Source organism: Streptomyces sp. SDr-06, from assembly GCF_003324565.1.
Taxonomy (GTDB): domain Bacteria; phylum Actinomycetota; class Actinomycetes; order Streptomycetales; family Streptomycetaceae; genus Streptomyces.
The window spans coordinates 163,651-186,020 of the sequence record NZ_QOLA01000012.1 but is presented as its reverse complement, the minus strand read 5'-3'; the positions used below and the strand labels follow the sequence as shown (position 1 = coordinate 186,020).

The 22,370-nt window shown below is 70.2% G+C and carries 19 protein-coding genes; 13 read left to right on the top strand and 6 right to left on the bottom strand.

Annotation, left to right across the window (positions count from 1 at the left end):
- Nucleotides 1–147 precede the first annotated feature (147 nt).
- The 5 genes from DT019_RS23905 to DT019_RS23885 all read left to right on the top strand — a co-directional run bounded on the left by DT019_RS23905 (nucleotide 148) and on the right by DT019_RS23885 (nucleotide 5,753).
- Nucleotides 148–1,776 (top strand): ABC transporter substrate-binding protein, encoded by a 1,629-nt coding sequence (locus tag DT019_RS23905; protein ID WP_114038938.1) that lies wholly within the window; start codon nucleotides 148–150, stop codon nucleotides 1,774–1,776.
- A gap of 74 nt (nucleotides 1,777–1,850) precedes the next feature.
- Nucleotides 1,851–2,774, top strand: a complete 924-nt coding sequence (locus tag DT019_RS23900) for an ABC transporter permease (RefSeq protein WP_114038937.1) — start codon at nucleotides 1,851–1,853, stop codon at nucleotides 2,772–2,774.
- On the top strand, nucleotides 2,767–3,741 hold the full coding sequence (locus DT019_RS23895) for an ABC transporter permease (RefSeq protein ID WP_114038936.1): 975 nt from the start codon (nucleotides 2,767–2,769) through the stop codon (nucleotides 3,739–3,741). The genes DT019_RS23900 and DT019_RS23895 overlap by 8 nt, the downstream gene beginning before the upstream one ends.
- A gap of 13 nt (nucleotides 3,742–3,754) precedes the next feature.
- On the top strand, nucleotides 3,755–4,729 hold the full coding sequence (locus DT019_RS23890) for an ABC transporter ATP-binding protein (RefSeq protein ID WP_114038935.1): 975 nt from the start codon (nucleotides 3,755–3,757) through the stop codon (nucleotides 4,727–4,729).
- Nucleotides 4,722–5,753, top strand: coding sequence for an ABC transporter ATP-binding protein (locus DT019_RS23885; RefSeq protein ID WP_114038934.1), 1,032 nt, complete (start codon nucleotides 4,722–4,724; stop codon nucleotides 5,751–5,753). Before DT019_RS23890 ends, DT019_RS23885 begins: the two co-directional genes overlap by 8 nt.
- Nucleotides 5,754–5,958: 205 nt before the next feature.
- Here the strand turns inward: DT019_RS23885 and DT019_RS23880 are convergent, their stop codons facing one another.
- The 6 genes from DT019_RS23880 to DT019_RS23855 form a co-directional block, all read right to left on the bottom strand.
- Entirely contained in the window at nucleotides 5,959–7,095 is a 1,137-nt protein-coding gene (locus tag DT019_RS23880; RefSeq protein WP_114038993.1) for an ABC transporter ATP-binding protein, read from the bottom strand.
- A gap of 20 nt (nucleotides 7,096–7,115) precedes the next feature.
- A complete protein-coding gene (locus tag DT019_RS23875; RefSeq protein WP_114038933.1) occupies nucleotides 7,116–8,183 on the bottom strand; it encodes an ABC transporter ATP-binding protein in 1,068 nt (355 codons plus the stop codon).
- Nucleotides 8,184–8,211: 28 nt separating this feature from the next.
- Entirely contained in the window at nucleotides 8,212–9,189 is a 978-nt protein-coding gene (locus tag DT019_RS23870) for an ABC transporter permease (protein WP_114038932.1), read from the bottom strand.
- 69 nt (nucleotides 9,190–9,258) lie between these two features.
- The gene (locus DT019_RS23865; RefSeq protein WP_114038931.1) at nucleotides 9,259–11,040 is read right to left on the bottom strand and encodes an ABC transporter substrate-binding protein; all 1,782 of its coding nucleotides are present in this window, start codon (nucleotides 11,038–11,040) and stop codon (nucleotides 9,259–9,261) included.
- Nucleotides 11,041–11,069: 29 nt separating this feature from the next.
- Entirely contained in the window at nucleotides 11,070–12,107 is a 1,038-nt protein-coding gene (locus tag DT019_RS23860) for an ABC transporter permease (protein WP_114038930.1), read from the bottom strand.
- Nucleotides 12,108–12,449: 342 nt separating this feature from the next.
- On the bottom strand, nucleotides 12,450–14,621 hold the full coding sequence (locus tag DT019_RS23855) for a prolyl oligopeptidase family serine peptidase (protein WP_114038929.1): 2,172 nt from the start codon (nucleotides 14,619–14,621) through the stop codon (nucleotides 12,450–12,452).
- Nucleotides 14,622–14,812: 191 nt separating this feature from the next.
- On the opposite strand from DT019_RS23855, the gene DT019_RS23850 reads away from it, so the two are divergent.
- The 8 genes from DT019_RS23850 (at nucleotide 14,813) to DT019_RS23810 (ending at nucleotide 22,330) form a co-directional block, all read left to right on the top strand.
- Nucleotides 14,813–15,007 (top strand): DUF2304 family protein, encoded by a 195-nt coding sequence (locus DT019_RS23850; RefSeq protein ID WP_053729969.1) that lies wholly within the window; start codon nucleotides 14,813–14,815, stop codon nucleotides 15,005–15,007.
- 82 nt (nucleotides 15,008–15,089) lie between these two features.
- A complete protein-coding gene (mshB, locus tag DT019_RS23845) occupies nucleotides 15,090–15,980 on the top strand; it encodes an N-acetyl-1-D-myo-inositol-2-amino-2-deoxy-alpha-D-glucopyranoside deacetylase (RefSeq protein ID WP_114038928.1) in 891 nt (296 codons plus the stop codon).
- 10 nt (nucleotides 15,981–15,990) lie between these two features.
- Nucleotides 15,991–16,380 carry a DUF6113 family protein gene (locus DT019_RS23840; RefSeq protein ID WP_114038927.1) on the top strand — a complete coding sequence of 130 codons (390 nt, stop codon included), beginning with the start codon at nucleotides 15,991–15,993 and terminating at the stop codon, nucleotides 16,378–16,380.
- Nucleotides 16,381–16,548: 168 nt separating this feature from the next.
- Nucleotides 16,549–18,612, top strand: coding sequence for a hypothetical protein (locus tag DT019_RS23830; protein WP_189389871.1), 2,064 nt, complete (start codon nucleotides 16,549–16,551; stop codon nucleotides 18,610–18,612).
- A 141-nt stretch (nucleotides 18,613–18,753) separates the two neighbouring features.
- Nucleotides 18,754–19,689 (top strand): ABC transporter ATP-binding protein, encoded by a 936-nt coding sequence (locus DT019_RS23825; protein ID WP_114038924.1) that lies wholly within the window; start codon nucleotides 18,754–18,756, stop codon nucleotides 19,687–19,689.
- Nucleotides 19,686–20,426 (top strand): ABC transporter permease, encoded by a 741-nt coding sequence (locus tag DT019_RS23820; RefSeq protein ID WP_114038923.1) that lies wholly within the window; start codon nucleotides 19,686–19,688, stop codon nucleotides 20,424–20,426. Before DT019_RS23825 ends, DT019_RS23820 begins: the two co-directional genes overlap by 4 nt.
- A gap of 5 nt (nucleotides 20,427–20,431) precedes the next feature.
- Complete coding sequence (locus tag DT019_RS23815) at nucleotides 20,432–21,628, top strand: sensor histidine kinase (RefSeq protein WP_411292724.1); 1,197 nt, start codon at nucleotides 20,432–20,434, stop codon at nucleotides 21,626–21,628.
- Nucleotides 21,629–21,691: 63 nt separating this feature from the next.
- A complete protein-coding gene (locus DT019_RS23810) occupies nucleotides 21,692–22,330 on the top strand; it encodes a response regulator transcription factor (RefSeq protein WP_114038922.1) in 639 nt (212 codons plus the stop codon).
- Nucleotides 22,331–22,370: the final 40 nt, after the last annotated feature.

Below are 22,370 nucleotides of genomic sequence, written 5' to 3'. Positions count from 1 at the left end.
GGTGGGCCCGCGGTTCCTGACCGGAATCGCGGGCCCACCCGTTCGTGCGCCCGTACGGCGCTGGTAAAGGTGCGGCATCTGCGCTCATGGGGTGATATTTGGGCCTAAGTGAGACTTGGGACTCAAGCGGAACCCTAGGAGGACTCCATGCGCGGAGCCACGCACGCCAAGTGGGCCGCAGCTGCGGTGGTCGTCGCCCTGGCGGCCACGGCCTGCGGTGGAGGGGGAAGCGGCGGCGGCGGTGGTGCCGATGGGATCGTCAGCTCCTCCTGGGGCGACCCGCAGAACCCGCTGGAGCCCGCCAACACCAACGAGGTCCAGGGCGGCAAGGTCCTCGACATGCTGATGCGCGGTCTCAAGCGGTACGACCCGAAGACCGGCGAGGCCAAGGACATGCTCGCCGACAAGATCGAGACGTCGGACTCGGAGAACTTCAAGATCACCCTCAAGGACGGGTGGACGTTCTCCAACGGGGAGAAGGTCACCGCCAAGTCCTTCGTGGACGCCTGGAACTACGGCGCGAACCTGAAGAACAACCAGAAGAACGCCTCGATGTTCGCCTACATCGACGGCTACGACCAGATCCACCCCAAGAGCGGCAGCGCGTCCGCCGACACCATGTCCGGTCTCAAGGTCGTCGACGACAAGACCTTCACGGTCAAGCTCAACCAGAAGTTCTCCACCTGGCCCGACACCCTCGGCTACCCCGCGTTCGCCCCGCTGCCGAGGGCCTTCTTCGACAACCACGCGGCCTGGCTGTCCAAGCCCGTCGGCAACGGGCCGTACACGGTGGACTCGTACACCAAGGGCTCCAAGCTGTCGATGCGCAAGTGGGCCGGGTACATGGGCCCCGACAAGGCGCAGAACGGCGGGATCGACCTCAAGGTCTACACCGACAACAACACCGCCTACACCGACCTGACGGCCGGCAACCTCGACCTCGTCGACGACGTGCCCGCCTCCCAGCTCAAGAACGTCAAGGCCGACCTCGGCGACCGGTACATCAACACCCCGGCCGGCATCATCCAGACGCTCGCCTTCCCGTACTACGACGCCGCCTGGAACACCCCGAACGCGGCCAAGGTGCGCAAGGGCATCTCCATGGCGATCAACCGGCAGCAGATCACCGAGACCATCTTCCAGAAGACGCGCACCCCCGCCACCGACTGGACCTCCCCGGTCCTCGGCGCCGCCGGCGGCTACCAGGCCGGGCTGTGCGGGGATGCCTGCTCCTACAACCCGGCCGAGGCCAAGAAGCTCATCACCGAGGGCGGCGGCATCCCCGGCGGGCAGCTGAAGATCTCGTACAACGCGGACACCGGCTCGCACAAGGAGTGGGTCGACGCGGTCTGCAACAGCGTCAACAACGCGCTCGGCAACGACAGGGCGTGCGTCGGCGGACCCGTCGGCACCTTCGCCGACTTCCGCAGCCAGATCACCCAGTCCAAGATGAGCGGCCCCTTCCGGGCGGGCTGGCAGATGGACTACCCGCTGATCCAGAACTTCCTCCAGCCGCTGTACTACACCGGCGCCTCCTCCAACGACGGCAAGTGGACCAACGCCGACTTCGACAAGCTCGTCGACCAGGCCAACGCCGAGACGGACAAGGCCAAGGCGGTCGCCGACTTCCAGCAGGCCGAGGGGGTCGTACGGGACCAGATGGCGGCCATTCCGCTCTGGTACCAGAACGGCAGCGCCGGCTACTCGGACCGTATCTCCCATGTCGCGCTGAACCCGTTCAGCGTCCCCGTCTACGACCAGATCAAGGTCGGCTGACGCCGTAGGGCGGTGGCCCGGCACCGGCGCCGGGCCACCGCCCAGATGAGTTCCGACGACCCCCGGAGGGCCTCATGGGACGGTATGTGATCCGGCGTCTGCTCCAGATGATCCCGGTCTTCTTCGGGGCCACGCTGCTGATCTTCCTCATGGTGAACGTGATGGGCGACCCGATCGCCGGGCTCTGCGGCGACAAGGCGTGCGACCCCGCCACCGCCGCCCAGCTCAAGCGGGAGTTCGGCCTCGACAAGCCGGTCTGGCAGCAATACCTGACCTACATGGGGAACGTGTTCACCGGCGACTTCGGGACCGCGTTCAACGGGCAGAAGGTCACCGAGCTGATGTCCGCCGCGTTCCCCGTCACCATCCGGCTGACCATCGTGGCGATCCTCTTCGAGATCGTCATCGGCATCAGCCTGGGCGTGGTCACCGGGCTGCGGCGCGGGCGGCCCGTCGACACGGTGGTGCTGATGCTGACCCTTGTCGTCATCGCCATCCCGGTCTTCGTCACGGGCCTGCTGCTCCAGCTGCTGCTCGGCGTCGAATGGGGGGTCATCAGACCGACCGTCTCGCCCGAGGCGCCGTTCAACGAACTCCTCATCCCCGGGCTGGTGCTGGCGTCCGTGTCGCTGGCGTACGTCACCCGGCTCACCCGCACCTCGATCGCCGAGAACGCGCGCGCCGACTACGTGCGCACCGCCGTCGCCAAGGGGCTGCCAAGACGCCGGGTGATCACCCGGCACCTGCTGCGCAACTCGCTGATCCCGGTCGTCACCTTCATCGGCACCGACGTCGGAGCGCTGATGGGCGGCGCGATCGTGACCGAGCGGATCTTCAACATCCACGGCGTCGGCTACCAGCTCTACCAGGGCATCCTGCGCCAGAGCACCCAGACCGTGGTCGGCTTCGTGACCGTGCTCGTCCTGGTCTTCCTGGTCGCCAACCTCATCGTCGACCTCCTGTACGCCGTACTCGACCCGAGGATCCGCTATGCCTGAGCCCTATGACGACGGAGCGATCGCCGGAACGGGAGCCGGCGGCGCGATGGACCTCGCCGCGAGCGAGGCCACCACCCTGGAGCGGACTCCGGGCGGCCCGCTCGGCACCGGGCCCAGCGAGCGGCCCCGCTCGCTGTGGTCGGACGCCTGGCGCGACCTGCGGCGCAACCCCGTCTTCATCATCTCGGCGCTCGTCATCCTGTTCCTGGTCGTCATCTCCCTGTGGCCCTCCCTGATCGCCGACGGCAACCCCCTGAAGTGCGACCTCGCCAAGGCCCAGGAGGGCTCCCAGCCCGGCCACCCCTTCGGCTACAACGGGCAGGGCTGCGACGTCTACACGCGGACCGTCTACGGGGCCCGCACCTCGGTCACCGTCGGCGTGTGCACCACTCTCGGCGTCGCCCTGTTCGGCTCCTTCGTCGGCGGGCTCGCCGGGTTCTTCGGCGGCGGCTGGGACGCGCTGCTCTCCCGCGTCACCGACATCTTCTTCGGCATCCCGGTCGTCCTCGGCGGCCTGGTCTTCCTGTCGGTGGTCACCTCCTCCACCGTCTGGCCGGTCATCGGCTTCATGATCCTGCTCGGCTGGCCGCAGATCGCCCGCATCGCGCGCGGCTCGGTCATCACCGCCAAGCAGAACGACTACGTGCAGGCGGCGCGGGCGCTCGGCGCCTCCAACTCCCGCATGCTGCTGCGCCACATCGCGCCCAACGCGGTCGCCCCCGTCATCGTCGTGGCGACCATCGCGCTCGGCACCTACATCGCCCTGGAGGCGACGCTGTCCTACCTCGGCGTCGGCCTCAAGCCGCCCACCGTCTCCTGGGGCATCGACATCTCGGCCGCCTCCCAGTACATCCGCAACGCCCCGCACATGCTGCTCTGGCCGGCCGGGGCCCTCGCGGTCACGGTGCTCGCGTTCATCATGCTCGGCGACGCGGTGCGCGACGCCCTCGACCCCAAGCTGCGCTGAGGAGTTGGACGCCATGCTGCTCGAAGTGCGCGATCTCCAGGTGGAGTTCAGGACGCGGGACGGGGTCGCCAAGGCCGTCAACGGGGTCGACTACGCGGTCGGGGCGGGCGAGACCCTGGCCGTGCTCGGCGAGTCGGGCTCCGGCAAGTCCGTCACCGCGCAGGCCGTGATGGGCATCCTCGACATGCCCCCCGGGCGGATCACGGGCGGCGAGATCCTGTTCAAGGGCCAGGACCTCCTGAAGCTCAAGGAGGACGAGCGCCGCAAGGTCCGCGGCTCCGGGATGGCCATGATCTTCCAGGACGCGCTGTCCTCGCTGAACCCGGTGCTCAGCGTGGGCGACCAGCTCTCGGAGATGTTCACCGTCCACCGCGGCATGTCGCGCAAGGACGGCAGGGCCAGGGCCGTCGAGCTCATGGACCGGGTGCGCATCCCGGCCGCCAAGGAGCGGGTCGGGCAGTACCCGCACCAGTTCTCCGGCGGCATGCGCCAGCGCATCATGATCGCGATGGCGATGGCACTTGAGCCCTCCCTGATCATCGCGGACGAGCCGACCACCGCCCTCGACGTCACCGTCCAGGCCCAGGTCATGGACCTGCTGGCCGAGTTGCGGCGCGAGCTCGACATGGGCCTGATCCTGATCACCCACGACCTGGGCGTGGTCGCCGACGTCGCGGACAAGATCGCGGTGATGTACGCGGGCCGCATCGTCGAGCAGGCCCCGGTGCACGAGATCTACCAGAAGCCCGCCCACCCGTACACCAAGGGACTGCTCGCCTCGATCCCGCGCCTGGACCAGAAGGGCCGGGAGCTGTACGCGATCAAGGGACTGCCGCCCAACCTGATGCACATCCCGCCCGGCTGCGCCTTCAACCCGCGCTGCCCGATGGCCCAGGACATCTGCCGCACCGAGGTACCGCCGCTGTTCGAGGTGGGCGCCGACCGGCAGAGCGCGTGCTTCTTCTGGAAGGAGACCCTCGATGGCTGAGGCCATTCTGGAGGTCAGGGAGCTGGTCAAGCACTATCCGCTGACCCAGGGCCTCCTCTTCAAGAAGCAGGTCGGCGCGGTGAAGGCGGTCGACGGGGTCTCCTTCGCCCTCGCGGCGGGCGAGACGCTGGGCATCGTCGGCGAGTCCGGCTGCGGCAAGTCGACGGTCGCCAAGATGCTGGTCAACCTGGAGCGCCCGACGGCCGGGCAGATCATGTACAAGGGCGAGGACCTCACCCGGATGTCGGGCCGCGCCCTCAAGGCGGTGCGCCGCAACATCCAGATGGTCTTCCAGGACCCCTACACCTCGCTGAACCCGCGCATGACGGTCGGCGACATCATCGGGGAGCCGTACGAGATCCACCCCGAGGTGGCTCCCAAGGGCGACCGCCGCAGGAAGGTGCAGGACCTGCTCGACGTGGTCGGGCTGAACCCGGAGTACATCAACCGCTACCCGCACCAGTTCAGCGGCGGCCAGCGTCAACGCATCGGCATCGCACGGGGGTTGGCGCTCCGGCCGCAGATCATCGTCGCGGATGAACCGGTCTCCGCACTCGACGTGTCGGTCCAGGCCCAGGTCGTCAACCTGCTGGACCGCCTCCAGAGCGAGTTCTCCCTCAGTTACGTCTTCATCGCGCACGACCTGTCGATCGTGCGGCACATCTCCGACCGGGTCGGTGTGATGTACCTGGGCCGGATCGTCGAGATCGGCCGCGACGAGCAGATCTACGACCACCCCACCCACCCCTACACCCAGGCGCTGCTCTCCGCGGTGCCGGTGCCCGACCCCTCCGCGCGCAAGCACCGCGAGCGGATCATCCTCACCGGCGACGTGCCCTCGCCCGCGAACCCGCCGTCCGGCTGCCGCTTCCGTACCCGCTGCTGGAAGGCGCGGGAGCGGTGTGCACAGGAGGTGCCGCTGCTGGCGGTGCCGGCCGAGTTCCGGCACGTGGAGGGCCCGGCGCACCACCCCTCGGCCTGCCACTTCGCGGAGGAGAAGCGGGTCGTGCCACCGGCGGGGTGAGGTCGCGCTTCGGCCGCGGGCCGGTGGGGGCTGATCGCGCAGTTCCCCGCGCCCCTTGGGGGCGTGGTGGTGGGCCGCACGCCAAGGTTCGAGGCCCCTTGGGGGCGTGGTGGCGGGTTGTACGCCAAGGGCCGCGCCCGCGGTGGTGAACACGGGGTGTGCGGGCGCGGGCCCCGGCTCCGAGCGGAGGCACTACGAACTCGGGTCAACGGGCGGTGTCCGTCGCCTCCTCGATCGCGGCGAGAGCGGGGTCGAGGACCACGTCCTCGTCCCGAGCCGTGACCGTCGGTTCCTCGGGGAAGTGGCACGCGGTCAGATGCCCCTCCCGGTTCCCCTCGATCCGCACCAGCGGCGGCGTCTCGTCGGCGCACTTGTCCCGCGCCTTCCAGCACCGGGTACGGAAGCGGCAGCCCGACGGCGGGTTCACGGGCGAGGGCACGTCCCCGGCGAGCCGGATGCGCTCGCGCCCCTCGCCCTCCTCCTCCACCACGGCCTCGGGCACGGCCGAGAGCAGGGCGTGGGTGTACGGGTGGCGCGGGCGCCGATAGATCGACTCGCGGTCGCCGACCTCCACGATCCGGCCCAGGTACATGACCGCGACCCGCTGCGAGAAGTGCCGCACGATCGCCAGGTCGTGCGCGATGAACAGGAAGGCGATGTCGAGCTCCCGCTGGAGGTCCTGGAGCAGGTTGACCACCTGCGCCTGGATCGACACGTCCAGGGCGGAGACCGGCTCGTCGGCCACGATCAGCTTGGGTCCCATGCCCAACGCCCGTGCCACGCCGATGCGTTGGCGCTGGCCGCCGGAGAACTCGTGCGGGAAGCGGTTGTAGTGCTCGGGGTTCAGGCCGACGGTCTCCAGGAGCTCGCGGACCCGCCGTTCGATCCCGCCGGGCGGTTTGATGCCGTTGACCACCATCGGGTTGGCGATGATGTTGCCGACCGTCTGGCGCGGGTTGAGCGAGGCGTACGGGTCCTGGAAGATCATCTGGATCTCGGACCTGATCGGCGCGAGGGCGCGGCGGTTGGCGTGCGTGATGTCCCGGCCGGCGTAGGCGATCCGCCCGGCGGTGGGTTCGAGGAGGCGGGTGACCAGGCGCCCGGTGGTCGACTTGCCGCAGCCGGACTCGCCGACCAGGCCGAGGGTCTCGCCCCGGCCGATGCTGAAGTCGATGCCGTCCACCGCGCGCACGTCGCCGACGTGCCGTTTGACGAGGAACCCCATGGTGATCGGGAAGTGTTTGACCAGTCCGGTGACTTCGAGCAGCGGCGCGCCGTCGGCGGGCCGGGGCGCGGGCACGGTGTCCCGGGCCGTGGCGACGCTGGTGGCTTTCTCACTCATGGCGATGTCCCGCATCCTTCTCAACGCAGCCGGGGGCGGATCTGCTCGGTGAAGACGGACTCCTTCTGCTCGTCCGTCAAGTGGCAGGCGGCGCCACGCCGTTGGTGCTCGGGGAGTTCGGGGCGGACGGTGTGGCAGGCGCCGCCCGCGACCTGGTCGCTGAAGCCGCACCGGGGATGGAAGGGGCAGCCCGGTGGCGGCGAGAGCAGGCTCGGCGGGGTGCCGGGGATCGGCACCAGCGGGGTCTCCACGGAGGAGTCCAGGCGCGGGATGGAGCTGATGAGCCCCCAGCTGTAGGGGTGCTGAGGCCGGTGCATCACGTCCTTGACGGTGCCGCGCTCCACGCAGCGGCCCGCGTACATCACCATCACGTCGTCGGCGGTCTTGGCGATCACCCCCAGGTCGTGGGTGATGATGATGATCGCCGCCCCGGTCTCCTGCTGGAGGTCCTTGAGCAGGTCGAGGATCTGCGCCTGGACCGTCACGTCGAGCGCCGTGGTGGGCTCGTCCGCGATCATCAGCTCCGGGTCGCAGACCAGCGCCATCGCGATCATCGCGCGCTGGCGCATGCCGCCGGAGAACTGGTGCGGGTAGTCGTCGACGCGCAGCTCGGGCTGCGGGATGCCGACCTTGCGCAGCATGTCCACGGCCCGCGACCGCGCCTCGCGGCGGGAGGCGCCGGTGTGCTTCATGAAGGGCTCGGCGATCTGCCGGCCCACCGTGTAGAAGGGCGAGAGCGCGGCCAGCGAGTCCTGGAAGATCATCGCCATCTTCTTGCCGCGCAGCCGGTTCAGCTGCCGTTCGGTGGCGCCGGTCAGCTCCTGCCCGTCCAGCAGGATCTCGCCCCGGATCGTGGTGTTGCGCGGGTTGTGCAGCCCCAGGACCGCGAGGTTGGTCACCGACTTGCCGGAGCCCGACTCGCCGACGATGCCGAGCGTGGAGCCGCGCTCCAGATCGAAGGAGAGGCCGTCGACGGCCTTGACGGTGCCGTCCTCGGTGGCGAAGTGGACGTACAGGTCCCGGACCGAGAGGAAGGCGGAGGCCGGTTGTGCGGCCGGCTCGGCCGCGGTCTGGCTCAACGTGGACACGGGCGGTTCTCCTGGAGGTCTGCGGGCCTCAACTGAGCCTGATCCGGGGGTCGATGAAGGCGTACGCGAGGTCGACGACGATGTTGGAGACGACGATGAGGGTGGCGCCGATGAGCATGACCGCCATCTCCAGGGGCAGGTCGCTGCGGAGCACGGCCTCCACCGAGAGCAGTCCGAGGCCGTGCAGGCCGAAGGTGACCTCGGTGATGATCGCGCCGCCGAGCACCGCGCTCAGGTCCACGCCGAAGATGGTGATGATGGTGGCCATCGCGCCGCGCAGGGCGTACCGCAGGAAGACGTACCGGGACGACATGCCCTTGGCGCGGGCCGCCCTGATGTGGTCCTCCGAGAGCTGCTCGACCATCAACGACCGGGTCTGGCGGCTGTAGTTGGACCAGAAGATCACCGAGAGGACCAGGCACGGCAGGATCATCCCGGAGACGGAGCCCAGGACGTCGTGCTTCCAGTCCACGTCGTGGCCGCGGTCCAGCCAGCCCAGCTTGGTGGAGAAGAGCAGGATCGCGAGCGGTCCGATGAAGTAGATCTGCACCGACTGCCCGAGCAGCGAGGCGGAGCTGGCGATCCGGTCGAAGACCGTACCCTGCCGCCAGGCCGAGACGAGGCCGAGCGAGACGCCGACGGTGAGGAAGACCGCCGCGCCGCCGACGGCCAGCGTCAGCGTGGTCGGGTAGCTGTCGGAGATCGTGCCCCAGACGGGCTGCTGGTTGGCGAAGGAGTAGCCGAAGCAGGGGGCCGGGCAGTCGCCGATGGGCATGTGGCGGCCGGCGAATATGCCCACCATGTAATGCCAGTACTGGGTCCAGATCGGCAGGTCGAGCCCGAGGTTCTTGCGGATCAGGGCCACGTTCTGCGCGTCACACTGCTTTCCGCAGGAAAGCAGTGCCGGATCGGAGGGCAGGAAGAAGAAGAGGAAATAGGTGATCATGCTGATCAGAACCAGGATGACCATGGCACCGAGCACGCGGCGCACAAGGAAACGGAACATCGGCTGACTCTTCCGTCGCTATGCGGCGTTCCCGGCCCGGTCCGGGCCGGGAACGCCGAGCCGCAGGTGCTATTGCTTGACGAAGATCGTGTTCGGGTTGATCGTTCCGTAGACCTGGTTGTAGGTCACGCCGCCGAGGCCGGAACCGTACACGTTGAAGTACTTGTCGAAGAGGAACGGAATCTGTGCCGAGTCGGTCTGCAGCACGTATTCGGAGAGGTTCTCCCACTCGGCCGCCTGCTTGGGCAGGTCCGTGATCATGCTGATCCGGTCGATCTCGGAGTTGACCTTCGGGTCGTTCAGGAACGGGTAGTTGTTGGTGCCGTCCGCGAGGTTGCGCCCGTCCATGGTGGGCGGCACGACCGTGGAACCGTTGGGCCAGTCGGCGCCCCAGCCGGTGCGGTACATGTCGTACGGGGTGCTCAGCTTGCCGACCACCGTGTAGTACGAGGTCGGGTCGACGGCCTTGCGGTCCACCTGGAAGCCGGCCTTCTCCAGCGCCTTCTGGATGGTCAGCGTCACGTTGTCCCACTTGGGGGTGTTCGCGTATGCCAGCGAGATCTTGTACGGGGTGGCGACTCCGGCGTCCTTCAGGATCTGGAGGGACTTCTCGGGGTCGCCCATCGGCTTGGCGAGCTTGCCGAACGGGTCGAACTTCTTGTACCCGGACACGGTCGGGCTGAGCAGCGAGGTGCCGATGTCGCCCTGCGCGCCGCCGCCCATGGCCTGCTGGACCTGCTGGAGCGGGAAGGCGTACTGCAGCGCCTGGCGGACCTTCGGGTTGGTGATCCGCTTGGTGTTGAGGTTGAACGCCTCGACGTAGGGCTGGTACTCGTTCACCGTCCGGCTCTTGTACTGCGGGTCGCCGGTCAGCGTCTGCATCTTCGACGGGTCGGCGGACTGGGACATGTTGATGGCGTACTTGTCGGTGCCGGTGTCCGCGGCGAGGCGGTTGGTGAGCCCGGGTTCCTGGATGCCGAGCTGGAACTCCCACTTGTCGGGGTAGGCGTTGCGGATCGGGTCGGTCTTCGGGTCCCAGTTGGTGTTGCGCACGAAGGACAGCGACTTGCCCGGCTTGTAGTCGGCGATCTTGTAGGGGCCGGTGGAGACCGGGTGGTTGTTGTACTTCTGCTTGTCGTCCTTGGCCTTGGGGACCGGCGAGATGTTGGGCATCGCCATGGCGTACGGGGTGTCCGCGTGCGGCTGGAGGAAGTGGAAGACGATCGTCTTGTCGTCGGGCGTGGAGATCAGCGAGTCCGGGATCTCCTTGCCGTCGTAGGGACCGGCGTACTTCTTGCGGTAGTCGGGGCCGTAGATCCACTTCTGGACGTACTGCGGTCCCTGCGTCTCGTAGTCGGCGAAGAGCCGCTCGATGCCGTACTTGATGTCCTTCGTGGTGACCGGCGTCCCGTCCTCGAACTTCACCCCGTCCTTCAGGGTGTACGTCCAGGTCTTCGAGCCGTCCGACGGGGTGCCGGTGTCGGTCGCGAGGTCGCCGACCACGACCGTCTTGCCGGTCTTCGGGTCGATCTTGTAGCCGGTCAGGGAGCGGTTGTAGAGCAGCTGCACGGAGAGCTGGTCGCTCACGTACTGCTGGCCCGGGTCGAGGTAGTCGAAGCCCGCCTGGTCGAGGCTGTAGGCCGTGCCGCCCGCCTTGGCGCCGTCGACCGCGACGGCCGGGCCGGCGGAGTCGGCCTTGGTGCCCACGCCGAAGTTCTGGACCTCGGCCTGTTTGCCCGGGCCGTTGCTCTTGCCGCCGTCGCCGGCGCCGCCGCTGCTGCACGCGGCCGTCAGCGCCAGTGCCCCGACCGCCAGAACCGCGGAGGCCTGGCGCGCCTTGTTTATTCTCATGGATTCCTGCCTGTCAGGATGATCGGACTTCAGCGGACGGTCTTGGGGTCGAGCGCGTCCCGGACCGAATCCCCGAGCAGGTTGAACGCGACGACGAAGACGACCATCGCGATGCCGGGGAAGAACATGAAGGTGAGATCGGAGTCGTAGTACGTGGCTCCGGACTGGAAGAGCAGGCCCCAGTCGGGAGTGGGGCTGTGGACCCCGACGCCGAGGTAGGAGAGGCCCGCCTCGGCGGTGACGTTGACCGGGAGCAGCAGCGTGGCCTGCACAAGCACCGTCGACCAGATGTTGGGCAGCAGTTCCTTGCGGATGATCCGCCAGCCCGAGGCGCCGCTGAGCCGGGCCGCCTCGATGAACTCGCGTTCGCGCAGCGAGAGGACCTGGGCGCGGATCAGCCGGCCGATCGTCATCCAGCCGAGGATGAGCTGCACCAGGATCAGGGCGACCACCCTGACGTAGGTCGGCTCCTCCTCGGTGGGGGAGACGAACAGGGCCACGATCACCGGAGTGAAGGCGATGAAGAACAACTGCTGCGGGAACGACAGCATCAGGTCCGAGAAGCGGCCGAGGAAGTAGTCGGCGCGGCCGCCCAGGTACCCCTGGACCAGCCCGATGAGGACCCCGATGACCACCGCGACCGCGGTGACCGCGAGGGCGATGAGCAGCGAGGTGCGGATGCCGTAGATCAGCAGCGTGAACACGTCGCGGCCCAGCCTCGGCTCCAGGCCGAACCAGAAGTCGCCGTCGATCCCGCCGTTGGGCTTGAGCGGAATGCCGTAGCTGTTCAGCAGCCCGCGGTCCTGCCCGTACAGCTGATAAGGATCTTTGCCGTAGAGCTTGGAGATGAGTGGAGCGGCCAGTGCGACCAGGATGAATCCGAGAACCGTAAAGGCACACAGGATTCCGACCTTGTCGCGTTTGAAACGGATCCATGCGAGCCGCCCGGGAGAGCGTCCGACAAGTTCACCCGTCTTTGCTTCGATCCCGCCCGCCGAGCCGGGCCCGTCGCCCTCTTCGGGAAGTGGATCGGTTGGCTCCATGGCAGCTCTTGTGGAACTCGTCATTTCGCATTGCCCCCCGCACCGGAAGGATTCAGCAGCGCCGAGTGGCGTCATTTGTTGACCGGAAGATTCATCCGTGCGGAGACACGCGTCAAGGGGTTTGAGCGGGCCGGGGCGAAGTCGGCGCGTATCTTGGCCCAAGATTTCATTCTTTGGTGCGGACGCGTGCTTGACAGGCTTCCGTCATATCCGGAATCTGGCGCTAAAAGGCCATCAACTTCCGTAACACAGGGGCAACTTGGCGGACCCCGCGCCGATATACGGACATGCCATGGTGAGCACCGTACGGCCGTGCGGGTGCCGTGGGTCGGACGGGTCGCGTGAGGCGGCCCGTCCGACCGTCAACTAGCTTCGCGCGAGGCCCAACGAGCGGCGCAGGAAGTCGACTTGGAGCAGCAGCAGGTTCTCGGCGACCTGCTCCTGCGGGGTCATGTGCGTCACGCCCGTGAGCGGGAGCACCTCATGGGGGTGCCCGGCCGCCAGGAGCGCGGAGGACAGCCGCAGGGAGTGAGCCACCACCACGTTGTCGTCCGCCATGCCGTGGATGACCATCAGGGGGCGGGCCGGGTCCGCCGGCCGCACCAACTGGCCTTCGTGCACAAGCGAGTTGGATGCGTACACGTCGGCGTTCTCGGTGGGCAGCCCCAGGTAGCGCTCCGTGTAGTGCGTGTCGTACAGCTCCCAGTCCGTCACCGGCGCCCCCGCGATGCCCGCGTGGAACACGTCGGGCCGGCGCAGCACGGCGAGGGCGGAGAGATAGCCGCCGAAGGACCAGCCCCGCATCGCCACCCGGCCGAGGTCCAGCGGGTAGGTGCCCGCGAGGCCGTGCAGCGCCTCGATCTGGTCGTCCAGGGCGAGCGTGAAGTCGTCCCTGACCGACTTCTCCCAACCCGGGGAGCGGCCCGGGGTGCCCCGGCCGTCGGCGACGACCACCGCGAAGCCCTGGTCGGCGAACCACTGCGAGGCGAGGTGCGCATTGTGCGCGGCCAGCACCCGCTGTCCGTGCGGCCCGCCGTACGGATCCATGAGTACGGGCAGCGGCCCGTCCGCCTCGCGGTGGCCGGTGGGGAGCAGCACGGCGCACGGGATCCGCCGTGCGCCCCCTTCGGCCAGCCGGAGCCGCACCGAGAGGCCCGGGGTGGCGGCATGCGAGGCGATCTTGGCCAGTTCCTTGCCGTCCCGCAGCACCCTGACGGCCGTGCCGGGCCGGTCGGGCCGGGTGGAGCTGAGGACCGTGATCGCCCCGCAGCGCACGGCGGAGTGGACTCCCGCGCCGTCCGAGACGCGTTCCGTACCCAGCTCGTTGACCCGGTACACCTGGATGTCGCCGATTCCGGGAGCACCGGACCCGGCCGGGGCGGCCTCGGCGCCCGCCGACGCGGAGATCAGTACGTCGCTCGCGCCGATGTCGAGCACCGCCCTGACGTGCAACTGCGGTCCGGTCAGCGTCCGGTCGCCCACGGCCAGGACCCGGGCCCCGCCTTCGTCGGCGATCCGGACCAGCCGGCCGTCGGGCGCCCAGGCCGGGACGCCCGGCAGGAGTTCGAGCCAGTCGGCGTCCTCGTCGACGTGCACGGTGCGGGTCGCGCCGGAGGCGGGGTCCACGGCGAGGTGGAGCTGGGTGCGCTGGTCCCGCGACTGGACGAGCAGCAGCGGCGCCCCGTCCGACGACCAGTGGACCCGGGCGAGATAGGGGTGGCGGGCCCGGTCCCAGGCCACCTCCACACGGGTCCCGTCGAGCGCGTACAGGAAGAGCCGCACCTCGGCGTTGGGCGTTCCGGCGGCCGGATAGGCGACCTCGGCGGGCCGCTGCTCCGGGTGGGCCGGGTCGGCGATCCACCAGCGCCGCACCGGGGCGTCGTCCGCGCGGGCGACCAGCAGGCGGTCCGAGCCGGGGCTCCACCAGTGGCCGCGCGAGCGGGACATCTCCTCGGCGGCGATGAACTCCGCCAGCCCGTACGTCACTTCGGGCGACTCCGGCTCGGCCAGCGCCCGGTCGCCGTCGCCCTCGGCCCCCACGACCCGCAGCGCGCCCCGCGTCACATAGGCCACGTGGCGTCCGTCCGGCGAGGGGCGCGGGTCGAGCACGGGCCCCGGCACGGGCAGTTCGCGGGCCGTCCCGGCCCGCAGCTCCGCGGTGAACAGCCGTCCGGAGAGGGCGAAGGCGGCCAGTTCGACGGACGCGTCGGTGGCATAGCCGACGATTCCGGCCGAACCCTCCCTGCTGCGTTCGCGGCGCGCCCGCTCCTGGGCGGACAGCCGCTCGCCCTGGCCGCCCAGCAGTGCGCCGGGGTCCGCCGCGATCCGCTCCGCACCACCGCGTACCAGGTCGAGTACCCAGAGCCGGTTGCTGCGTTCGGTGCCCGAGGGCGAGCGCAGGAAGACGATCCGCTCGCCGTCGGGCGACACGGTGAAGGCGCGGGGCGCACCGAGCGTGAAACGCTGGGTGCGTGCTGAGTGCCGGGGGAACGAGAGCTGCCCGGGGTCCTCTGGGTGCCTGGATGCGGTGGTCGTCATGAGGGGAACCTAGTCGCCCTCGGCGCGCACCGCCCGGGCGCGAGCCGCGTGCGCCCCTTGTGCGCCCATGCCCCGATCAATGCGTTCCCACGGATAGTTATGATCCGTAGCGCTCGGTGGGTATGAACCTGCTGGCTGTATGCGCACTGCTGGGTCCGTCCGACCACCGGAACAGATGGAGGTGAACCGCCGTGGCACTCTCGATTTCGGCGGTGGTGCTGCTGGCGATCGTCGTCTTCCTGCTGGTCCGGAAATCCGGACTGAAGGCCGGACACGCGGCGGTCTGCATGCTGCTCGGGTTCTATCTGGCGAGTTCCTCCATCGCCCCCACCATCAGCCAAGTCACCAGCAACGTGGCCGGAATGATCGGCGGGATCAAGTTCTAGGGGGCGCCCGTGAACCGTCCCCGGCCCAGTGCCGCCCGGCTCCGGCGGCGCGGCCCGGCCCCGGCCTCGTAGGCTGGGGCCCATGTCGGAACTCCCCGCCCGCCGTCTTCTCCTGGTGCACGCGCACCCGGACGACGAGTCGATCAACAACGGCGCCACCATGGCCAAGTACGCCGCCGAAGGCGTGCACGTCGCCCTGGTGACCTGCACGCTCGGCGAGGAGGGCGAGGTCATCCCGCCCGGGCTCGCCCATCTCGCGCCCGATCGGGACGGCGGCCTGGGCGCCCACCGGGTCGGCGAACTCGCCGCCGCGATGAAGGAGCTGGGCGTCACCGACCACCGCTTCCTCGGCGGCCCGGGCCGCTTCCGCGACTCCGGGATGATGGGCGTCGAGCAGAACCACCGGCCGGGCGCGTTCTGGAACACCGACGTGGACGAGGCGGCCGCGTACCTCGTAGAGGTGATCCGTTCGCTGCGCCCGCAGGTCCTGGTCACCTACGACCCCGACGGCGGGTACGGCCACCCCGACCACATCCAGGCCCACCGGGTCGCCACGCGCGCCGCCGAACTCGCCGCCGAGCCCGGATACCGCCGCGACCTGGGCGAGCCGCACGCCATCGCGAAGACGTACTGGAACCGCGTGCCCCGCCCGGTCGTCGAGCGCGCCTTCGCCGAGCTGCGGGCCGCGAAGGCGGACTTCCCCGGCATCGCGGCCATCGACGACGTACCGGGCGTCGTGGACGAGCGGGACATCACGGCCGAGATCGACGGCCGTTCCTACGCGGCCGCCAAGAGCGCCGCGATGCGCGCCCACGAGACCCAGATCGCCGTCAAGGGCCCCTACTTCGCCCTCTCCAACGACCTGGGCCAGCCGATCTTCACCACCGAGTACTACCAGTTGGCGGCGGGCGTCCCGGGAGCCGCGCCCGGGCAGCGCGAGCACGACCTGTTTGAAGGTGTGGCAAGTGAGTAGTCGTACGTCCATGGATGACGCACCCGCGGGCGGGACCGCCGCCCGCATCGGGCTGTACCTGCTGCTCGTCGTGGTCGGCGCGCTCGTCGGCGTGGCCGGGGCGCTGGTGCAGGCGGCCTGGTTCCCGGGCGGCCTCGTGCTGTCCCTCGCGGGCGCGACCGGGCTCTTCTCCGTCGGTGCGCAACTGGCGGGCGGCCGGGGCGGGGTGGGGGCGCCCGCGGCCGGCTGGCTGGTCGCGGTCATCCTGCTGACCACCACGCGCCCCGAGGGCGACTTCGTGTTCGGCGCCGGAGTCGGGTCCTACGTCTTCCTGCTCGGCGGCATGGTCGCCGCTGTGATCTGCGCCACGATCGGCGGATTCGCTCCACCCGGCGGTCCGTCCGCCCGACTTGGCAAGTGACGTGCTCGGGCGCGACGACGCAGTAGTGGGGGACGGGGTGCGCCTTCTCCGGCCCGCCCCGTACGGAACGACGGCGGCCAGTATGGTGGTGCGCGCCGCCGAGCCGCCCGACCAGAGGGACCACAAGAACGAGACCGGGTGGCGGAGCCAATCGGGAGAGAACCAGCCTTGAGTCGTGAAACTGACAGTTCGTCCTCCGGCCGCCAGGGACGGGGTGCCGCCGGGTACCCCTCGGGTACCCCGCCGTACGGAACCCCGTCGTCGGCGGGCCAGGACGCTCCTGAAGCCGCCGCCGGACCGGACGAGCCGAAGACCGAGACCACGCTGACGACGCGGATCCGGATCAACATCCCCGGCTCGCGCCCCATCCCGCCGGTCGTGATGCGGACGCCGATGAGCGACACCGCCAAGGCGGCGGACGCGGAGGACGTGAGCGAGCGCACCGGTTCGGTGCCCCGGCCCGAGGCGCCCGAGGCGGAGCCCGAGGAGCCGGCCGCCGACGAGCGGCCCACCAGCGACTGGTTCGCCCCGCGCAAGTCCCCGGCGGCGCCAGCCCCTTCGGCGAGCCCGCCGGCCGGTACCCCCCGGCCCGACCTGCCGTACTTCTCCGACGGCCCGGGCGCCGGATCGCCGGGCGTTAACGGCTCCGGCCGCACGGACGCCCCGAACGGCCCGGACGGGGCCCCGGGTCCGCCCTCGGGCCCGACCACCGGCCCCGTCACCGGGAATGCCGCGCTGCCCATGCGGCCGGTCGGCCGGAGCACGGGCATGGGCCAGGGTGCCGCGCTCGGGCAGAGCGCCCGCGCCGCGGAGACCCCGGACTTCGGCGTGCCCCACGATCAACTCTCCGGCCAGGGGCCCGAGTCGGGCCGCGGCCCGGGCGAGGGGCCGAACGGCGGCTTCGGCGACGCTCCGCGTCCCGGACCGGACCCGGTCCAGGGCGGCGGCCACCCCTTCGCCCCCGGCGGACCGGGCCCGGCCCCCGTCCTGTCCGACGACACGGCGATCCTGACCCCGCAGGCCCCCGCGCCGAGCCCGCTCACCCACTCCGTGGGCAACCCGCTGGCCAACCCGGCCGTCAACCCGGCGGCCCCGGCCGGCCACGTCTCCGGCGACACCCTCACCAGCGGCATCCCGGTCGTTCCGCCGGAGCACCGGGGCGGAACGTTCCCGGGCGGCCCCGGCGGCCCCGGCGGCCCGGTCCGCACGCCGCCGGGCGCCGACCCCGACGAGACCGAGGCCCCGGCCGCGCCCCAGCGCACGAGCGCGCCCGCGAAGCCCGCCAAGAAGGGCCGCTCCAAGGTGGCCCTGCTCGGCGGCGGCCTCATCGTCCTGGTCGGCGTCGCCTACGGTGCCGGTCTCGTCCTGAACCACTCCGAGGTCCCCAAGGGCACCACCGTCCTCGGCGTCGACATCGGCGGCGGCACCAAGGAGGCGGCCGTCTCCAAGCTCGACCAGACGCTCGGCAAGCGCGCCAACCAGCCGCTGCACCTCACGGTCGACGGCAAGCAGGAGCAGCTGAAGCCCGAGATCGCGGGCCTCTCCCTGGACAGCCAGGCCACCGTGCGCGCGGCGGCGGGCAGCGACTACAACCCGGTGTCCGTCATCGGCTCGCTCTTCGGCGGCAAGCGGGTCGCCGAACCGGTGATCCCGGTCGACGAGGAGAAGCTCGGCGTCGCGCTGACCGATCTCGCCGGGGCGTCGGGCTCGGCGACCGAGGGCACCATCAAGTTCGTACCGGGCAAGGCGGTCGCCGAGCCCGGCAAGGCGGGCAAGTCGCTCGACGTGAACCGCTCGATGATCTCGGTCAAGGACGCGTACCGCACCATGGTGCAGACCGGCAAGGCGGACCCGGTGTCGCTGCCGGTGTCGGTCCGCCAGCCCACCGTCGGCCAGGCCGAGATCGACCGGGCGATGAAGGAGTTCGCGCAGCCCGCGATGTCCGGGATCGTCACGATCAAGGCGGGCGGAAAGTCGCTCCCCTTCGGCCCCTCGAAGTCGCTCCCCAAGATCCTCTCGATGAAGCCGATCGACGGGAAGCTGGTCGAGGTCTACGACAAGAAGGCGATCACCGAGCTGATCGGCAGCACCTTCAAGGGCGTCATGATCACCAAGGGCGACGGGCAGAAGCACGAGGTGTCGGCCGACGACGTGGCCCACGCCATGCAGACCGCGCTGCGCGGCAAGACCCCCGCCGAGCGCACGGTCACGATCGACCTGAACCCCAGCTGACCCGGTCGACCCGGTCCGCCACCGCCCCCGCGCCCCTCGTGGCCGGGGGCGGTGTCATGCCCCCACCCATGACATCCGTCATGCGGGAGTCACGACGCGCGCCACTGCCGGGGTGCCGGGGCCCTGGGCGAGTCTTGACCCATGACGCAGACAGCCCCTCCCGCCGAACGGACCGCACAGTCCGTGGTGAGCTTCGAGAACGTGAACAAGAGCTACGGCGACGTCCGTGCCGTGGCCGACCTGTCGCTGCGGCTCTACCCCGGCGAGACGGTCGCCCTGCTCGGCCCCAACGGCGCGGGCAAGTCCTCCACGCTCGACCTGCTGCTCGGGCTGCGCAACGCCGACTCCGGCACGGTCAGCCTCTTCGGCATGACGCCCTCGCAGGCCATCAACGCGGGCAAGGTCGGCGCGATGCTCCAGAGCGGCGGCCTGATGGAGGACGTCACCGTGCGCGAGCTCGTCGAGCTCGGCTGCGCCCTGCACCCCCAGCCGTACCCGGTGGCCGAGGTCATGGACCGCGCGGGCATCACGCAGATCGCCGACCGCAGGGTCAACAAGCTCTCCGGCGGCCAGGAGCAGCGCGTCCGCTTCGCACTCGCCACCGCGGGGGCCAACGACCTGATCGTCCTCGACGAGCCGACCACCGGCATGGACGTCACCGCCCGCCAGGCGTTCTGGGCGACCATGCGCGAGCAGGCGGCCCAGGGACGCACGGTCCTGTTCGCCACGCACTACCTGGAGGAGGCGGACGCGATCGCCGACCGGGTGCTCGTCCTGCACAAGGGCAAGCTCCTCGCCGACGGCACCGCGGCCGAGATCAAGGCCAAGGCGGGCGCCCGCCGGGTCAGCTTCGACCTGGAGGGAACGATCGACGAGGCCGCCCTGCGCGAGCTGCCGTTCCTGTCCACCATCGACATCTCGGGCCGCACCGTCCGCATCCAGTCGCACGACGCCGACGCCACGATGCACGCGGTGTACGGGCTCGGCCTCTACCCGCGCAACCTCGAAGTCGCGGGCCTCGGCCTGGAGCAGGCCTTCGTCGCCATCACCTCGGCCGAGGAGGCCAACGCAGCATGAACACCTTGATCAAGCTCGAAATCACCCGCACCCTGCGGAACAAGAAGTTCATGTTCTTCTCGGTGATCTACCCCTCGGCGCTCTATCTGCTCTTCGCGGCCTCGCAGAGCAGCACCGACAAGGTCAAGGGCACCGACCTCACCTTCCCCGCCCTGTACATGGTCTCGATGGCGTCCTTCGGCGCGATCACCGCCGTCCTCATGGGCAACAGCGAGAAGATCGCCAAGGAGCGCGAGAAGGGCTGGGTGCGCCAGCTGCGCCTGACCACCCTGCCGGGCCGCGGCTACGTCCTGGCGAAGATCGCCAGCGCGGCGGTGGTGACCCTGCCGTGCATCGTGGTGGTGTTCCTCGTCGCGGCCGTCACCAAGGGCGTGCGGTTCGAGGCCTGGCAGTGGGGGGCGCTGACCGTCGCCATCTGGGCGGGTTCGCTCTGCTTCGCCGCCCTCGGCGTCGCGATCGGCTACATCGCCAGCGGTGACGCGGTCCGCCCGATCACGATGATCATCTACTTCGGCATGTCGATCCTGGGCGGCCTGTGGATGCCCAGCACCGTCTTCCCGCAGTGGCTGCAGAACATCGCGGAATGGCTGCCCACGCACGCGTACGCTGCCCTGGGACAGGCCATCGAGCTGGGTGACGCCCCGCACGGCAAAGACCTCGCCATCCTCGTCCTCTACTTCCTGCTCTTCGCGGGCGGCGCGGCATGGCTGTACCGGAAGGACACCCTGAAGGCGTGAGTCCCGTGAACCAGGGGCACCCGGCGGCGCGGATCGGGATGAGTCCCGAGACGCGCCGCCAGATGCTGCAGAAGCTGATGTGGGTCGGTATCTGGCTGGCCTTCATGGGAGCCCCCGTCGCCGACCTGCTCGACGGCCACCACGCCACCGCGGCCACGGTGTTCGGCTGGCTCGGCCTGGTGGGCTTCGTGAGCGTCTATCTGGCCCTGGTCCTGCGGCACACCGCCCGCCCCCTGGCCACCACCACGGTCTACGGCCTGCTGGGCTTCCAGGCGGCGCTCGCGGTCTCGCTCTCGCTGGCCCTCGGCTCGCCGTGGCTGGTGCTCTTCGTGTACGTGTCCGTCTCGTGCGGGGCGACGCTGCCGATGGCGCTGGCCAGTTGGGCGATCCTGGCCTCGACCGCCACCATGACCCTGATCGGGGTCCGCGTCACCCACGTCGGCGACGTCGTGCCGGGCCTGGTCATCCCCGCGCTCCTGGGCGGCTTCGCCATGACGGGCGTACGCCATCTGATCCGTACGTCGGTGGAACTGCGCGAGGCCCGCGCCACCGTGGCCCAACTGGCCGCGAACGAGGAGCGGTTGAGGATGGCCCGCGATCTGCACGACCTGCTCGGCCACTCCCTGTCCCTCATCACCCTGAAGAGCGAGCTGGCCGGGCGGATGCTGCCGGACCACCCCGACCGGGCGGCGCAGCAGGTGGCCGACATCGAGCAGGTGAGCCGACAGGCCCTGGTCGACGTGCGGGCCGCCGTGAGCGGCTACCGCAGGGCCACGCTGCCCGCCGAACTCGCGGGCGCCCGCACCGCGTTGAGTGCCGCGGGCATCCAGGCGGACGTGCCCTCCGACGTGCCCGAGGGGCTGCCCGCCGCGGCGGAGGAGGTGCTCGCCTGGGTCCTGCGCGAGGCCGCCACCAACGTCGTACGGCACAGCGGCGCCCGGCACTGCACGGTCACCGTCGGCGAACGCCAGACCCTGGACGGCCGCTTCCTCGAACTCAGGGTCCAGGACGACGGCAAGCCCCGCCCCGGCGCCCCGGCGCCGGTCGCGGGCAACGGCCTGACCGGGCTCGCCGAGCGCCTGGCGAAGGTGTCCGGGGCCCTGGAGACCGACGCCGGGCGCAAGGGCTTCACGCTGACCGCCCGCATCCCGCTGCCACCCGAGGGCGCGCCCGGCCGGGACGACGCCGTCCTCGGCCCCTGACCAGCGAGAACGCCGTCGTGCGACGGTTTCAGGACAGGGCGTGGCGCTGCATACTCTTGACGCATGAGTGAACTTGCGGGGGAGTCCCCACAACGGCGGCTGAGGATTCTCCTCGCCGAGGACCAGTCCATGGTCCGCGAGGCCCTCGCCGCCCTGCTCGGCCTGGAGCCGGACATGGAGGTGGTGGCGCAGGCGGCCCGGGGGGACGAGGTGCTCGCGGCGGCCCGGGCCCACACGGTGGACGTGGCGCTGCTCGACATCGAGATGCCGGGCATGACCGGCATCGAGGCGGCGGCGCGGCTGCACCGCGAGCTGCCGGACGTGAAGATCGTGATCCTGACGACCTTCGGGCGGCCCGGATATCTGCGCAGCGCCATGGAGTCGGGCGCCGACGCGTTCCTCGTCAAGGACGCCCCGGCGGCCCAACTGGCCACGGCGGTGCGGAAGGTGCTCGCGGGCGAGCGGGTCATCGACCCGACGCTGGCCGCCGCCGCCCTCGCCGAGGGGGCGAACCCGCTGACCGAGCGCGAGCGCGATGTGCTCCGGGCGGCGCAGGACGGCGCGACCAACGCCGAACTGGCGACGGCCCTCTGCCTCTCCCAGGGCACGGTCCGCAACTACCTCTCCATGGCGATCCAGAAGCTGGCCGCCCGCAACCGGGCCGAGGCGGTCCGCATCGCCCGCGAGAAGGGCTGGCTGTAGTCGCGCAGCCCCGCGATCCACGACCGGGCCGGGGGGACCC

What these genes read in the sequence shown, in the direction of transcription:
- DT019_RS23825 (WP_114038924.1), top strand. Translation starts at nt 18,754, where the DNA reads ATGACGCAGACAGCCCCTCCCGCCGAACGGACCGCACAGTCCGTGGTG.
- DT019_RS23895 (WP_114038936.1), top strand. Translation starts at nt 2,767, where the DNA reads ATGCCTGAGCCCTATGACGACGGAGCGATCGCCGGAACGGGAGCCGGC.
- mshB (WP_114038928.1), top strand. Translation starts at nt 15,090, where the DNA reads ATGTCGGAACTCCCCGCCCGCCGTCTTCTCCTGGTGCACGCGCACCCG.
- DT019_RS23900 (WP_114038937.1), top strand. Translation starts at nt 1,851, where the DNA reads ATGGGACGGTATGTGATCCGGCGTCTGCTCCAGATGATCCCGGTCTTC.
- DT019_RS23885 (WP_114038934.1), top strand. Translation starts at nt 4,722, where the DNA reads ATGGCTGAGGCCATTCTGGAGGTCAGGGAGCTGGTCAAGCACTATCCG.
- DT019_RS23820 (WP_114038923.1), top strand. Translation starts at nt 19,686, where the DNA reads ATGAACACCTTGATCAAGCTCGAAATCACCCGCACCCTGCGGAACAAG.
- DT019_RS23865 (WP_114038931.1), bottom strand. Translation starts at nt 11,040, where the DNA reads ATGAGAATAAACAAGGCGCGCCAGGCCTCCGCGGTTCTGGCGGTCGGG.
- DT019_RS23880 (WP_114038993.1), bottom strand. Translation starts at nt 7,095, where the DNA reads ATGAGTGAGAAAGCCACCAGCGTCGCCACGGCCCGGGACACCGTGCCC.
- DT019_RS23810 (WP_114038922.1), top strand. Translation starts at nt 21,692, where the DNA reads ATGAGTGAACTTGCGGGGGAGTCCCCACAACGGCGGCTGAGGATTCTC.
- DT019_RS23870 (WP_114038932.1), bottom strand. Translation starts at nt 9,189, where the DNA reads ATGTTCCGTTTCCTTGTGCGCCGCGTGCTCGGTGCCATGGTCATCCTG.
- DT019_RS23890 (WP_114038935.1), top strand. Translation starts at nt 3,755, where the DNA reads ATGCTGCTCGAAGTGCGCGATCTCCAGGTGGAGTTCAGGACGCGGGAC.
- DT019_RS23840 (WP_114038927.1), top strand. Translation starts at nt 15,991, where the DNA reads ATGGATGACGCACCCGCGGGCGGGACCGCCGCCCGCATCGGGCTGTAC.
- DT019_RS23860 (WP_114038930.1), bottom strand. Translation starts at nt 12,107, where the DNA reads ATGACGAGTTCCACAAGAGCTGCCATGGAGCCAACCGATCCACTTCCC.
- DT019_RS23905 (WP_114038938.1), top strand. Translation starts at nt 148, where the DNA reads ATGCGCGGAGCCACGCACGCCAAGTGGGCCGCAGCTGCGGTGGTCGTC.
- DT019_RS23855 (WP_114038929.1), bottom strand. Translation starts at nt 14,621, where the DNA reads ATGACGACCACCGCATCCAGGCACCCAGAGGACCCCGGGCAGCTCTCG.